Here is a 13,401-nt window from a genome sequence, read left to right as displayed (position 1 = left end):
CCTCGGCGGCCGCGCACTCGGGTCCCCTCGAAAACATGTAACCTATACTTACGACAAAACGACCAAATACTCCGGGGCCTCGCTGCAGCCTTGGGCCTCGTGCCCCAGTGACCACCTCGGATCGACGCACAAAGGGGGTCACGCCATGGGGCGCGGCCGTCAAAAGGCAAAAGCTACCAAGCAGGCCAGGGACATGAAGTACTTCAGCCCGGCCACTGATTATTCGGCACTGCAGCGAGAGCTCACAGGCCCGGGTAGTCGTGCATCCACCCGACGTACCGAACCTCTCGAGCCGGTCGAACCGGACTACTCGGAGTATGCGGACAAGTACGCCGACGAGCTCGACGACGACGGCGAGGAGAGCGGTTCGCGCCGCACCGGCTGACCCCGGTCGGTCGATCCCGCATGAACTGAACAGCGCATCCTGAACCACGCGGCGCATCGCCCTTCCGGGGGCGGTGCGCCGTTCTGCGTGCCCGGATGTCGGCAGGCATCAGGACGGCGAGGCGAGGAGGGGCTGGAACGCCAGCTCCGCGGCACCGACGAGCAGGAGCTCCGGGCCCAGCGCGGCGCGCCGCACCGTCACCCGCCCGGCCAGCGAGCCCGCATTGACGGCCTCCGCGAGCTGCTCGCCCCGGAAAGCGACGAGCGACCCGAGGAATCCGCCGAGGACGATCAGCTCCGGGTCGAAGATGTTGACGAAGTCCGTGAGCGCGACGGCGAGCAGCTCCAGCTGCCGGTCGGCCTCCACCCGCACCGCCTCGGGCGGGTCACCCGACAGCACGCGTTCGAGGGCCTCGATGCCGCCGCCGTCCAGTCCGGCCGCCTCCAGCAGCCGCTCGAGGCGGACCTCGGCGTCGAGGCAGCCCGCGCGCCCGCAGTGGCACGCCCGCCCGGCCGGGCCGACGAGCGTGTGGCCCAGCTCGCCTCCGTACCCCCGGCTGCCGACCAGCTGCGCGCCCCCGCTCACGATGCCCCCGCCGATACCGCTCGCGCTGCCGTTGAGGTAGACGGCGTCGTCGACGCCGAGCGCCGCGCCGAAGATGCTCTCGGCGAGCGATCCGAGGGAGGCGTCGTTCGCGGCCACGGCCGGCAGCCCGAGGGCGCCGCCGAAGGGGCCGGTGAGGTCGGCGTCGTGCCAGCCGAGGTGCGGCGCGACGAGCACGCGCCCTGTCCCCGCATTGACGAGCCCGGGCAGCGCGATCCCGGCTCCGAGCAGGCGGTCGAGCCCGGCCAAGGTGGGCTCGAGGCCCGCCACGATCTCCTGCGTGAGCCCGACCGCGTCATCGAGCGAGGGGATGCCGCGGGTCTCGCGGCGCACCCTCGCGTGGACGTGGCCGCCCAGCCCCACGACACCGACGGTCAGGGCATCGATGTCGGGATTGACGGCGATCACCGCGACGTCCGGGTTCGCCTGCACGATGGGGCTCGGACGGCCCACCCGGCCGCCGACGGGCGGTTCCGTCTCGCGGACGAGGTTCTTCTCGGTGAGCGCCGACACCAGGGCGCCCACGGTGGAGCGGTTGAAGCCGCTGCGCCGGGTGAGCTCGGAGCGGGACAGCGGTCCGTTGCGGTGGACCATCGTGAGGATCTGGGAGAGGTTCTGCGCGCGCAGACCCTCGGTCCCGTTCGTCCCATTGGGTAGTGACCGCACAGCCTCGGGTTCTCCTTCGTCCTGCAGGAGCCTCCTGCGCGTTGCCTGGCCCTATCGTATCCAGACCCCTTCCGGCGGGCGGCCGGTCAGGCGCGCTGCTGTGCCGGTCGGGCTGCCCGTGCACGGGACGGGGGTGGCCCCGCGGTGCTCTGGCGCACCACGAGGCTCGTGGCGAGGTCGAGCCGGAGGTTGTTCGGCCGCTCGCCGTCCCGCAGCCGCAGGACCATGCGCGTGGCCTCCTCGGCCATCTGGATGAGCGGCTGATGCACCGTGGTCAGGGCGGGGCTGGACCACTGGGCCAGCTGCAGGTCGTCGTAACCCACGATCGACAGCTCCTCGGGGACGCGGAGTCCGATCTGCCGGGCGGCGTCGAGCACCCCCAGCGCCTGCAGGTCGCTGCCGGCGAAGATCGCCGTGGGCGGCTGGGGGCCGCGCAGCAGCGAGAAGGCGTGGTCGCGTCCGCCGTCGACATGGAAGTTCCCGTACCGGATGAGGTCGGGGTCGATCGGCAGGGAGGCCATGCCCATGGCGGACCGGTAGCCGTCGATGCGGGCGAGGGAGCACATCATGTCCTCGGGTCCGCTGATCGCGCCGATCCGCGTGTGCCCGAGGTCGATCAGGTGGCGTGTGGCCATCATGCCGCCCGCCCAGTTGGCGGAGCCCACGGACGGGACGTCCGGGGAGGGGTCCCCGGCAGGGTCGATGATGACGAACGGGATGGAGCGGGCGTCCAGCTTGCCGCGGAAGTCCTGGGGCAGGTCGGAGAACACGAGGACCACGCCGGCGGGCCGCCGCGACATCACACCCTCGATCCATTCGGACCCGGGGGCGTGCCGCGTGCCCGTCTCGGTCAGCACCACGCTCATGCCGTGCTCGCGGGCGACGTTCTCCACCCCGCGGATGAGCTCGAGTGCCCAGGCGCTCTCGAGCTCGTGGAACACGAGTTCGACCAGGCCCGCCTTCGCCGCGGAGACCTTGCGCCGCCGGTAGCCGTGCTGCTCCAGGAGCTCCTCAACTTTCGCCCGGGTTGTCGGAGACACGTCGGCGCGTCCGTTGAGAACCTTGGAGATCGTGGACAGGGAGACACCGGCCACCGTCGCGAGCTGGGCGAGGGTGACACGCGGTTCTTTGGCCGGGATCGACATGACCCACAGCATACCCTCGCTGTTTTCCGCGGGCAGGCTGCCGCTCGTCGCAGAATGTGACCCGCTGCACAGCACGTGTTGCGTTTCCGGAGGGGCGCTACATACACTCAACGCATTACATAACTTTCGGCCATATCGTCGAAACTTTCGAAAGGCGTTCAACGATGAACAACCGAACCTGGATGTCCCGCAGTCTCGCGGGCACCGCGGTCCTGATGCTGGGCTTCACCCTCGCGGGGTGCGGTGGGGGAGGCGGAGACGCGTCGAGCCGGCCCGAGAACGAGCTGCACCTGGCCGTGTACGGCGACGCCAGCAACAAGGTCGAAGAGGCCATGGTGGCGAAGTTCAACGAGACCTCCGACGTGAAGATCGTGCTCGACACGATCCCCGGCGCGGACTACCAGACCAAGCTGCAGACCATCATCGACACCGAGTCGGCCCCCGACATCTTCTTCAACTGGGGCGGTGGAAGCATCGCGAACTTCGTGAAGGCCGACCTGCTCATGCCTCTCGACGACTTCATCGAGGAGGACCCTCAGCTGAAGGAGGCCTTCCTGCCCTCCGTCTTCGAGACCGCCGTCATCGACGACAAGAGCTACGGCATCCCGATGCGCGGTACGCAGCCCGTGATGCTCTTCAACAACTCCGAGGTGCTCGAGCAGGCCGGCATCGACGCACCCCCGGCCACCTGGGACGAACTGCTGGAGGCCGTCGAGAAGCTGAAGGCCGCAGGCGTGACCCCGATCGCGCTCGGCGGCGCGGACCAGTGGCCCACGCAGATGTGGTTCCAGTACGTCTTCGACCGCGTGGCGGGCGAGGATCTGTTCCAGGCCGCGCTCGACGGCGACACCAGCGTCTGGGACTCCGAGGAGAGCCGCGAGGCGCTGGGCAAGCTGCGCGAACTGATCGACGCCGGCGCCTTCGGGACCAATTTCGACTCCGTGAAGTTCACCGACGGGGGGTCTCCCACGCTGCTCTCCAGCGGCCGGGCGGGCTTCGAGCTCATGGGCTCCTGGGCCTACGCGACCCACCTGGACGCGAACCCCGAGTTCGCGGAGAACGTGCTCAGCTACAGCGAGTTCCCCGCCATCGAGGGCGGCGAGGGCGACCCCGCCAACCTCGCCGGCAACACGAACAACTTCTACTCGGTCCACAAGGACACCCGGTACCCCGACGAGGTGGCCGAGTTCCTGAAGCTCATGTACTCGGACGAATTCGTGCAGGAGCAGATCGCCATCGGCAACCTGCCCACCACCACCAACACCGAGGAGTTCCTCGATGAGGCCTCCAACCCCGAGTACGCGAAGTACCAGTTCGACCTCGTGCAGGACGCCCCGCACTTCCAGCTCTCTTGGGACCAGGCGTACCCGCCCGAGGCCACGGTGACCATCCACACGGCCATCGCGCAGTTCTTCAGCGGCCAGATCAATGAAGACGGCTTCATCCAGGCCATGCAGGGCCTGTAGGACACACCATGACAACGCTTGCAACGCGCAGGCAGGCGACGCCGGGCGGCTCCACACCGAGCCGCCCGGCCCGCCGGGGCGCCTCCTCCGTGGGGCGCCCCGGCTTCGCCTGGGCCCTGCCCGCCACCATCTTCTTCGCCCTCTTCGCCCTCGTGCCCTTGGCCGCGGTCGCCGTGCTGTCCTTCACCTCGTGGAGCGGCCTCGGGGATCCCGAATTCGTGGGACTCGAGAACTGGAAGACGCTGATCGCCGATCCGGTGATGCTGAAGAGCCTCTGGCTCAGCCTCCTGTTCATCGTCCTCGGTGTCATCACGCAGACACCGCTGAGCATCCTGCTCGGCGTGTGGGCCGCCGGCAACCAGCGCAACCGCGCCGTCCTCAGCGCCATCTACTTCATCCCGCTGCTGCTCTCCTCGGCGGCCATCTCCGTCCTGTGGCGGGCCCTCCTCGATCCGAACTTCGGCATCCCGGGCCAGCTGCCCTGGCTCTTCGGGGACGGCAACCTGCTCGGCACGCAGGCCGGCGCGATCGGCGTCCTGATCTTCGTCGGGATGTGGCAGTTCACGCCCTTCCACACCCTCATCTACCAGGGTGCGGCCAAGAACATCCCGGCCGTGCTCTACCAGGCCGCGTCGATCGACGGCGCGGGCATGGTGCGGCAGTTCTTCTCCATCACGCTGCCGCAGCTGCGGAACACGGCGATCACCTCGATCATCCTCATGGTGGTCGGCGGTCTGACGACCTTCGAGACGGTGCTCATCCTGACCAACGGCGGACCCGGCACGGACACCACGATCACCGCCTTCTACATGTACCAGACGGCGTTCCAGAGCTTCGACTTCGGTGTCGGCAGCGCGATCGCCCTGGTGCTCGTCGTCGTCGCGACCCTGATCTCCCTCGTGGTGGTCAAGGTGTCCGGCTACGACAAGATGAACAGCTCGCTGGAAGGCCTCTGATGAAAACGCGCCCCAATTACGTCGCCGGTATCGGCTCCTTCGTCTGGCTGCTGATCGTCGCGATCCCGCTGTACGTGATGCTCTCGGGCACCTTCCAGACACGGGAGGAGTTCGGCGACAACGGACCGCTGTCCTTCCCCACGAGCTTCACGCTGCAGAACTACGCGGATGCGATCACGAGCGGGTTCGGCCGGTACTTCCTCAACACCGTCGTGGTGACGGTCGGTGTCGTCGCGATCGTCCTCCTGCTCGTCCCGCCGCTCAGCTACGCGATCGTGCGGAGCCAGAGCAGGGCGGCGTCGTTCGTGTTCCGGTTCTTCCTGCTGGGCCTCGCCATACCCGCGCAGGCCGTGATCGTCCCGGTGTTCTACTTGATCAACTCCGTCGGGCTCTACGACAACCTGATCGGCATCATCCTGCCCACCGCGGCGTTCGCCCTGCCGATCTGCACGCTCATCCTGAGCGGCACCATGCGCGACATCACGGGAGAGCTGTACGAGGCGATGGCGATGGACGGGGCGAGCCCCGCGCGCGCCTTCTTCCGGCTCGTCCTCCCGCTGTCCAAGGGCGGGATCTCCACGATCGCGGTCTTCTCCGCCCTCCAGGCGTGGAACGGCTTCCTGTTCCCCCTGATCCTGACCCAGTCCGAGAGCACCCGCGTGGTGACCCTCGGCCTCTTCAACTTCCAGACCCAGTACGGCATCAACATCCCGGGGCTGCTCGCCGCGGTGACCCTCTCGATGGTGCCCGTCCTGCTCGTCTACCTCTTCGCGCGCCGCGCGCTTGTCCAGGGCCTCATGGGCGCTGGCGGAAAGTGATCATGACCGAGACAACACTGAACGACGCCCCCTGGCGGGACACCGCCGCCACCCCCGCAGACCGCGTCGAGACCCTGATCGGGGCGATGACCCTCCGCGAGAAGGTCGCCCAGCTGGTCGGCGTGTGGGTCGGAGCCAACACCGAGGGCGGGGAGGTGGCCCCGCACCAGCACGAGATGAACGAGGCCGTGGACCTCGACGACCTCCTGCCGCACGGCCTCGGACAGCTGACGCGCCCCTTCGGCACCGCACCGGTGGAACCCGGCCTCGGCGCGCTGTCCCTGCAGCGCTCGCAGGAGCGGATCGCGGCCGCGAACCGCTTCGGCATCCCCGCCCTCGTGCACGAGGAGTGCCTCGCCGGCTTCGCCGCCTGGAAGGCGACGGCGTACCCGGTACCCCTCGCCTGGGGTGCCACGTTCAACCCGGACCTGGTCCGGAGCATGTCCTCCGCGATCGGCGCCGACCTCCGCTCGGTGGGCGTGCACCAGGGCCTCGCCCCCGTGCTCGACGTCGTCCGCGACGCCCGCTGGGGCCGGGTCGAGGAGACCATCGGCGAGGACCCCTACCTCATCGGCACCATCGCGACCGCCTACGTCCAGGGGCTCGAGCGGGCCGGGATCGTGGCCACGCTCAAGCACTTCGTCGGCTATTCGGCGTCGAAGGCGGGCCGGAACCTCGCCCCCGTGTCCATCGGCGACCGCGAGCGGGCGGACGTGCTCCTGCCGCCGTTCGAGATGGCCATCCGCGAATCCGGCGTGCGCTCGGTGATGCACGCGTACACGGACATCGACGGCGTACCGACGGCGGCCGACGCGTCCCTCCTCACCGCCCTGCTCCGCGAGACCTGGGGCTTCGACGGCACCGTGGTGGCCGACTACTTCGGCATCGCGTTCCTCAAGGAGCTCCACCGCGTCGCCGCGACCCTCGGTGAAGCAGCCGGCGCGGCACTCACGGCAGGGGTCGACGTCGAGCTGCCCACCATCCACACCTTCGGTGAGCACCTGATCGCGGAGATCGACGGCGGCCGGCTCGACGAGGGCCTGGTGGACCGCGCCCTCCGGCGGGTGCTGCGGCAGAAGCTGGACCTGGGCCTCCTCGACGCGGACTGGTCGCCCGTCCCGCCGGCACTCCAGGGCGGCGGTGCACCGGTGGTCGACCTCGACTCCCCGGGTAACCGGGCCATCGCCCGCGAGCTCGCCGAGCAGTCGATCGTCCTGGTCCGCAACGAGGACATCCTCCCGCTCGCCGCCACGCCGCGCATCGGGCTCATCGGGCCGAACGCGGACACGCATCGCGCCTTCCTCGGCTGCTACTCGTTCCCGGCACATGTCGGCGAGCAGCACCCCGACGTCGAGATCGGCCTCGCCATCCCGACGGTCGCCGAAGCGCTCCAGGGCGAGTTCCCGGACAGCGACATCACCATCGCTGCCGGCTGCACCATCGACGGGACCGCGACCACGGGCTTCGACGAGGCGCTCGCCGTCGCGCAGGGCTCCGACGTCGTCGTCGCCGTCCTCGGCGACCGGGCCGGCCTGTTCGGGCGCGGCACCAGCGGCGAGGGGTGCGACGCCGAATCGCTGGAGCTCCCGGGCGTCCAGCAGCAGCTCCTCGACGGGCTGCTCGCGACGGGGAAGCCCGTCGTCGTCGTCCTGCTGACCGGGCGGCCGTACGCGCTCGGCGCAGCGGCGGACGGCGCGGCCGCGATCGTCCAGGGATTCTTCCCCGGCGAGGAGGGCGCAGCCGCCGTCGCCGGTGTGCTGAGCGGGCGGATCAACCCGGCCGGGCGCCTGCCCGTCAGCATCCCGGGGTCGCCGGGCGCCCAGCCGTCCACCTATCTGGCCGCGCCGCTCGCGCAGGCGAGCGGGGTGTCGAACATCGATCCGACGGCGGCCTTCGCTTTCGGTCACGGCCTCGGCTACACCCGGTTCGCCTGGTCGGATGCGGCGGCGACCGCCGAGACCACGGCGACCGACGGCGAGGTGGACGTCCACGTGACGGTCACGAACACCGGGGAGCGCGACGGCGTCGAGGTGGTGCAGCTGTACCTGCACGATCCGGTGGCGTCCGTCGTACGACCGGTGCAGCGCCTGATCGGCTACGCGCGGGTCGCTCTCGGTGCGGGGGCCTCGGCCAGGATCACCTTCACGGTCCCGGCCGATGTCACGTCCTTCACCGGCAGGGACGGCGGGCGGATCGTCGAACCGGGAGCACTCGAGTTGCGCCTGGGGGCATCGAGCAGCGATTTCCGCGCGGCCCTGCCCCTCACCCTGACCGGGGGCGTGCGGTCCGTGGACCACACACGCCGGCTGCACTGCGGCGTGCAGGTCACGGCACTCTGACGGGAACGTCGCCCGGCGACGACCCGCGCCTGCTGCGGCGGGCGCGGGTCACCCTCGGGCCGGCCGGATGACCTACTCGTCAGCCGGGGCCCCACCGCAGGGGGCCGCGGGCGGGCGCTGGTCCGCCGACGGACCCTGCACGTATTCGGCCCTGGGTCGTCGGGGGAGATCGTCGATCAGTTCGTTCAGGGCCAGGGCCACGGTGTTGCCCTCGCCCTGGGGGATCGGGAGCATGCCGTGCAGGTAGGCGTCCAGCTCGAATTCCGTGAGGTATCCACCGATGCTGAAGTAATGGAGCCACAGGTCGCTGGCGGTCAGTTCCGCGTGATGGGCTGCAAGCCAGGCGCTCTGCTGCTGGGTCTGCGAGGTCATGAAATGCCTGCTCAGGCTTCGACCGGTGAACGATTCATGTCCGTGCTCTTGAAAACACCACCGGGGAACCGGAACAGCCCCGGGCGGACACTTAGTGCAAGCAAGCCTACCTTCTGCGAGGAGGCGCTGGTGGGCGGATCCGAATTAGTAAGCCATCTTGCTATTCTGGTCCCGACGCCGTAGCGTCAGGGGTGTGGGGCGGTCGTAGAGCACACTGCGGACCTCCCGCCCGCACAGGACGAGCCCGATCAGGGCGTCCATCGCCGGAATCCGGCCCCCTTTCTTCAGGAGAATCCCTTGGCTAACAACAACGCGCACAACAACGCCCACTCGAACAACACCGGCACCGGTGATCATGCGGTGGAGACCCGCCGCTCGACCGAGACGAAGGCCTCCACCAAGACCACCGAGTTCTTCGCCTACGTCGCCATGGTCCTTGCCACGGTCATCACCTCCGTGATGGTCGGCAATGGCGAAGGTGGCGGCGACGACATCTTCGACGGGCGCGACGCCATGCAGCTGATCACGTACCTGACCATCGGCTACATGGTGTCCCGCGGACTGGCGAAGTCCGGAAGCCGCGAGTACTACAACGCATAGCCCGCATCGTCATCCCCGTGCCTGGAATCCCAGGCACGGGGATGAGCTGTATCCCGCGCACCTGCCCGCTCGATCCTGACGGCCACCGGTCAGCGCCGCACCGACCCTGACCCGCGCAGTACCCGTCACGACCGCCAAGGACCTTCATGAGCGATCTCGCCGTCCCGCCCCCCACGCCTGCAGCCTCGCGTACGGTCCGTCTGTCCCGGCCCAATGACGTGGTGGCGTCGTACTCGGTGCTGTTGAAGCAGGTCCGCAAGGAGGGGCTGCTGACCCGGCGGCGGCGGTTCTATCTCACGGTGTTCGCGGTCCTGGCGCTGGCCCTGGGCGCGGCGTGGACCGGGTTCGCCCTGCTGGGCGACACCTGGTTCCAGCTCCTCATCGCGGCCGTCCTCGGTGTCCTGCTCACCCAGGTCGCGTTCCTCGCCCACGAGGCCTCCCACCGGCAGATCTTCACCACCCGCAGCGCGAACGACTGGTCCGGGCGGATCCTCGCCGCCGGTGTCGTGGGCATCAGCTACGCCTGGTGGATGGACAAGCACACCCGCCACCACAACGACCCCAACACCCGCGGCAAGGACCCCGACATCGAGGTCGACACCATCTCCTTCCTCGCAGAGGACGCCGCCAGGGCCCGCGGCCTCCAGGCCTGGATCACCCGCCGGCAGGGCTACCTGTTCTTCCCCCTGCTGATGCTCGAAGGCCTCAACCTCCACGCCCGCTCCATCGCCACCCTGTTCGCCCGCCGCACCATCCCCGGCCGGTGGATCGAACTGGCCCTCCTCGCCACCCGGTTCGGCGCCTACCTCGGCGTCCTGTTCTGGTTCCTGCCCGCCGGGATGGCGTTCGCGTTCCTGGGCGTGCAACTGGCCGTGTTCGGCCTCTACATGGGCGCCAGCTTCGCCCCCAACCACAAGGGCATGCCCGTGGTCCCGAAGGACAGCACCCTGGACTTCTTCCAGAAACAGGTCATGACCTCCCGCAACATCCGCGGCGGGGCCTTCATCAACAACGCCTACGGCGGCCTGAACTTCCAGATCGAACACCACCTCTTCCCCGACATGCCGCGCCCGCACCTGCGCCGCGCCGCGGTCATCGTGAAGGAGCACTGCGAACGCCTCCGCGTGCCCTACACCGAAGTCGGCGTCACCGCCTCCTACGCCGCCGTCATCGCCTACCTCAACCGCGTCGGCCTCGCTGCCCGCGACCCCTTCGACTGCCCCATGCTCACCCGCTACCGCCGCCCCTGAGCCCCCGATCCCGAACCACTGGACTACTGTGAACCCGATACACGCCCCTGTCACCACCGATGACAGCACCGAGGACAGCACCCATGGCGGCACCGCCGCGACCGCCGCGACCGCCGATCTGCCGGTGCGCGACGAACTGTCCTGTCGCGTGCATCGTGCCCGGCGGGCACCGGAACCGGGGGGCCCGCGCCGGCTTTTCGTGCTCGTGCACGGGCTCGGGATGTCCCACCGCTACTTCGACAGGCTGCAGGGCGCACTCATCGAGCACGGCGACACCCTCGTCGTGGACCTACCCGGCTTCGGCGGGACGCCGACTCCCGATCATCAGCTCGGCATCGACGCCTACGCGGCGGTTCTCGCACGCGCCCTGGACGAGGAGGGCGCGCAGGGGTGCGTGGTGATCGGCCACTCGATGGGCGCCCAGTTCGTCACCGAACTCGCCATCAGCCGGCCCGATCTCGTCTCCCAGCTGGTGCTGATCGGTCCGGTCACGGACACCGCACGCCGGTCCGTGGTGGAGCATGCCCTGATGCTCGCCGCGGATTCGCTCGTGGAACCCCCCGTCAACAACCTGATGGTCGGCGGAGCGTACGCACGCTGCGGGATCCGCTGGTACCTGAAGGAACTGCCGGTCATGCTCGGGTACCGACTGGACGACAGGCTGCCCCTGGTCGCCTGCCCCGTCCTGGTGGTCCGGGGGACCCGCGACATCATCTCGCGCCGCGACTGGTGCGAGAAGCTCACGCGCACGGCACGCCACGGGCGCCTGGTCGAGCTTCCCGGCCGGCCGCACACGGCGCACCGGGGAGGCGCCGTGGACATCGCGGAGGCGATTCTCGACTCCCTCCCCGATCGTGGGGCGGGGCTCCGGGCATCGGCGCCGGCCGGTGTTCCACGCCTGGCAGGAGAGACACCGACACATCTCACCCGCTCGTCGAGGACCTACCCGCCCGGGCCGTACGCGACCGAGGAGGTCCTCGAGATGCGGAGCGTCACGGTGCAGGACAGGCAGTGCCGTTCCTATCCCGACGGCCACGACTCCGCCGCGGCCCGCACCGGGCCCGACGGCGGGACACCTGCGCCGGTCTTCGTGCTGATCCACGGCATCGGCATGTCCCACCGGTACTTCCGCCGCCTCGGCGCCCTCCTCGCCGCCCACGGCGAGGTGCACCTCATCGATCTGCCGGGCTACGGATGGACGGGGCGGCCGTCGCACGCGACGACCAACGAGGGGACGGCGGAGCTGATCGGGGCGCTCCTCGACGAAGCCGGGGCATCGTCCTGCGTCGTCGTCGGACATTCCATGGGCGCGCAGAGTGCGACGGAGCTGGCCGTCGAACGCCCGGACCTGGTCTCGCACCTCGTGCTGATCGGTGCCGCCGTGGACGTCGAGCGCCGCACCGCCCGCCAGCAGGCCCTGAGGTTGGGCGTCAACTCCGTCTTCGAGAAGCCGCTGCTGAGCATGGTGCAGTTCCTGGATGTCCTGCGGTGCGGTCCGCGGTGGTACGTCTCCCAGCTCGGACTGGCGATGAGCTATCCGCTCGAGGACCGGCTGCCCCGGGTGGAACAGCCCGTGCTCGTCCTGCGCGGCTCACGTGACGTCGTCGCCGGCGCTGCGTGGTCGGACCGGCTCGCGCGCACCGCGCAGCGCGGCGAATCCGCCGCCATCGACGGCGCGCCCCATGCCGCGCACCACAGTGCCGCCGGCGCCGTGGCCACCGCCGTCGTCGACTTCCTGCAGCGGCGCAGGACCGCATGATCGATGCTCGCCGTCCGGCCCCGCCCCGGCGCGTCGTGGGCGGACGGTGCCGGTGGGCCCGGGTCGATCAGTGGGCGTAGCCCGCTCCATCTGACACGATGATCCCTATGACTAAGCACAGTGAAGGCCGCGTCCAGGAGGGCACGACAGCCGGAGAGGTCGCCGCGACGAGCGAGAACCAGAGCAAGGGCAGGGGCAGGCCGTCGTCACATCACGGCGACAACGACCGGGAGCGCGATCTCGCCACGGAACTGGCCGAGCTCGCCCGGTCGCTGCAGCAGGAACCCGACTCGGACGCGATCCTCGCCGGCTTCGTCCACGCCGCCCTCGACCTGATCCCCGGGGTCGACGAAGGCTCCGTCAGCGTCGTCACCGGCCGGAAGAACGTCGGTTCCCGCGCCCCCTCCGGTGATCTCCCGGTACGCATCGACGCGCTGCAGATGGAGACCGGGGAGGGGCCGTGCCTGGAAGCGGCGTACGAGCACCGGACGGTGCGGGTCCCCGACATGGCGCACGAGGAGCGGTGGCCGCTGTTCGCGCAGCGGGCCGCCGAGGCCGGCGCCAAGGGGATGCTCTCGATCCAGCTGTGGGTCGAAGGCGACGACCTGGGGGCGCTGAACCTCTACTCGTACGAGGCCGACGCGTTCACAGACGAGTCGGAGAACGTGGGCCTGCTGGTCGCCTCCCATGCCGCGGTGGCGTTCGCCGAGGCCGAGAAGAGCCAGCAACTCCATGCAGCCGTCAATTCGAGGGACGCCATCGGCCAGGCCAAGGGCATCCTCATGGAACGCCACAAAGTGACGGGGGACCAGGCGTTCTTCGTGCTGTCCATGGCCAGCCAGCGCAGCAACATCAAGCTGAGGGACGTCGCCGATCACCTCATCACCAGCGGTGAACTGCCGGGGAAGAAGACCGCGCACTAGGGGAGCCGCGCGTCGACCGGAAGGGACACGTTGCGGCCGGCAGGGGCACCGTCGTGGCGGTCATCCTGTTCGTCGCCTACTCCTGCAGCCGCGTCGCCCGCGGGCCCCGTATCGCCCGG

12 protein-coding genes are annotated in these 13,401 nt (G+C 69.6%); 9 read left to right on the top strand and 3 right to left on the bottom strand.

Annotated elements, in window-relative coordinates; translation table 11 throughout:
* The first annotated feature begins 145 nt into the window (after positions 1–145).
* Complete coding sequence (locus AC4D2F_RS08130) at positions 146–385, top strand: DUF3073 domain-containing protein (protein ID WP_104167997.1); 240 nt, start codon at positions 146–148, stop codon at positions 383–385.
* A 108-nt stretch (positions 386–493) separates the two neighbouring features.
* On the opposite strand, the gene AC4D2F_RS08125 is transcribed toward AC4D2F_RS08130, so the two are convergent.
* Together AC4D2F_RS08125 and AC4D2F_RS08120 are read right to left on the bottom strand one after the other, a co-directional pair.
* Positions 494–1,654 carry an ROK family transcriptional regulator gene (locus AC4D2F_RS08125; RefSeq protein ID WP_490910114.1) on the bottom strand — a complete coding sequence of 387 codons (1,161 nt, stop codon included), beginning with the start codon at positions 1,652–1,654 and terminating at the stop codon, positions 494–496.
* An 86-nt stretch (positions 1,655–1,740) separates the two neighbouring features.
* Positions 1,741–2,799, bottom strand: a complete 1,059-nt coding sequence (locus AC4D2F_RS08120) for a LacI family DNA-binding transcriptional regulator (RefSeq protein ID WP_219815717.1) — start codon at positions 2,797–2,799, stop codon at positions 1,741–1,743.
* A 164-nt stretch (positions 2,800–2,963) separates the two neighbouring features.
* On the opposite strand from AC4D2F_RS08120, the gene AC4D2F_RS08115 reads away from it, so the two are divergent.
* From AC4D2F_RS08115 to AC4D2F_RS08100, 4 genes are read left to right on the top strand one after another with little or no spacing between them, the layout of a single operon-like run.
* Positions 2,964–4,265 (top strand): ABC transporter substrate-binding protein, encoded by a 1,302-nt coding sequence (locus tag AC4D2F_RS08115; RefSeq protein WP_490910113.1) that lies wholly within the window; start codon positions 2,964–2,966, stop codon positions 4,263–4,265.
* Positions 4,266–4,273: 8 nt separating this feature from the next.
* On the top strand, positions 4,274–5,221 hold the full coding sequence (locus AC4D2F_RS08110) for a carbohydrate ABC transporter permease (RefSeq protein ID WP_104168000.1): 948 nt from the start codon (positions 4,274–4,276) through the stop codon (positions 5,219–5,221).
* Positions 5,221–6,039 carry a carbohydrate ABC transporter permease gene (locus AC4D2F_RS08105; protein ID WP_490910112.1) on the top strand — a complete coding sequence of 273 codons (819 nt, stop codon included), beginning with the start codon at positions 5,221–5,223 and terminating at the stop codon, positions 6,037–6,039. Before AC4D2F_RS08110 ends, AC4D2F_RS08105 begins: the two co-directional genes overlap by 1 nt.
* A 2-nt stretch (positions 6,040–6,041) precedes the next feature.
* Positions 6,042–8,378, top strand: coding sequence for a beta-xylosidase/alpha-l-arabinosidase (locus AC4D2F_RS08100; RefSeq protein ID WP_490910111.1), 2,337 nt, complete (start codon positions 6,042–6,044; stop codon positions 8,376–8,378).
* A gap of 72 nt (positions 8,379–8,450) precedes the next feature.
* Here AC4D2F_RS08100 and AC4D2F_RS08095 read toward each other — a convergent pair whose 3' ends face one another.
* The gene (locus tag AC4D2F_RS08095) at positions 8,451–8,750 is read right to left on the bottom strand and encodes a hypothetical protein (RefSeq protein WP_490910110.1); all 300 of its coding nucleotides are present in this window, start codon (positions 8,748–8,750) and stop codon (positions 8,451–8,453) included.
* A gap of 297 nt (positions 8,751–9,047) precedes the next feature.
* On the opposite strand from AC4D2F_RS08095, the gene AC4D2F_RS08090 reads away from it, so the two are divergent.
* From AC4D2F_RS08090 to AC4D2F_RS08075, 4 genes are all read left to right on the top strand, one after another.
* Complete coding sequence (locus tag AC4D2F_RS08090; RefSeq protein ID WP_219815718.1) at positions 9,048–9,350, top strand: hypothetical protein; 303 nt, start codon at positions 9,048–9,050, stop codon at positions 9,348–9,350.
* Positions 9,351–9,496: 146 nt separating this feature from the next.
* On the top strand, positions 9,497–10,600 hold the full coding sequence (locus tag AC4D2F_RS08085; RefSeq protein ID WP_490910109.1) for a fatty acid desaturase family protein: 1,104 nt from the start codon (positions 9,497–9,499) through the stop codon (positions 10,598–10,600).
* A gap of 28 nt (positions 10,601–10,628) precedes the next feature.
* On the top strand, positions 10,629–12,359 hold the full coding sequence (locus AC4D2F_RS08080) for an alpha/beta fold hydrolase (protein WP_490910108.1): 1,731 nt from the start codon (positions 10,629–10,631) through the stop codon (positions 12,357–12,359).
* Positions 12,360–12,466: 107 nt separating this feature from the next.
* Positions 12,467–13,282, top strand: a complete 816-nt coding sequence (locus AC4D2F_RS08075) for an ANTAR domain-containing protein (protein ID WP_490910107.1) — start codon at positions 12,467–12,469, stop codon at positions 13,280–13,282.
* Positions 13,283–13,401: the final 119 nt, after the last annotated feature.

The sequence above is a fragment of the Arthrobacter sp. TJ-263 genome, assembly GCF_058269155.1.
This window is presented reverse-complemented; position numbering and strand designations above follow the sequence as displayed.

Bases quoted from the DNA above. Each gene is read 5' to 3' on its own strand.
- AC4D2F_RS08130 (WP_104167997.1), top strand. From the start codon at position 146: ATGGGGCGCGGCCGTCAAAAGGCAAAAGCTACCAAGCAGGCCAGGGAC.
- AC4D2F_RS08120 (WP_219815717.1), bottom strand. From the start codon at position 2,799: ATGTCGATCCCGGCCAAAGAACCGCGTGTCACCCTCGCCCAGCTCGCG.
- AC4D2F_RS08115 (WP_490910113.1), top strand. From the start codon at position 2,964: ATGAACAACCGAACCTGGATGTCCCGCAGTCTCGCGGGCACCGCGGTC.
- AC4D2F_RS08110 (WP_104168000.1), top strand. From the start codon at position 4,274: ATGACAACGCTTGCAACGCGCAGGCAGGCGACGCCGGGCGGCTCCACA.
- AC4D2F_RS08105 (WP_490910112.1), top strand. From the start codon at position 5,221: ATGAAAACGCGCCCCAATTACGTCGCCGGTATCGGCTCCTTCGTCTGG.
- AC4D2F_RS08100 (WP_490910111.1), top strand. From the start codon at position 6,042: ATGACCGAGACAACACTGAACGACGCCCCCTGGCGGGACACCGCCGCC.
- AC4D2F_RS08095 (WP_490910110.1), bottom strand. From the start codon at position 8,750: ATGACCTCGCAGACCCAGCAGCAGAGCGCCTGGCTTGCAGCCCATCAC.
- AC4D2F_RS08085 (WP_490910109.1), top strand. From the start codon at position 9,497: ATGAGCGATCTCGCCGTCCCGCCCCCCACGCCTGCAGCCTCGCGTACG.
- AC4D2F_RS08075 (WP_490910107.1), top strand. From the start codon at position 12,467: ATGACTAAGCACAGTGAAGGCCGCGTCCAGGAGGGCACGACAGCCGGA.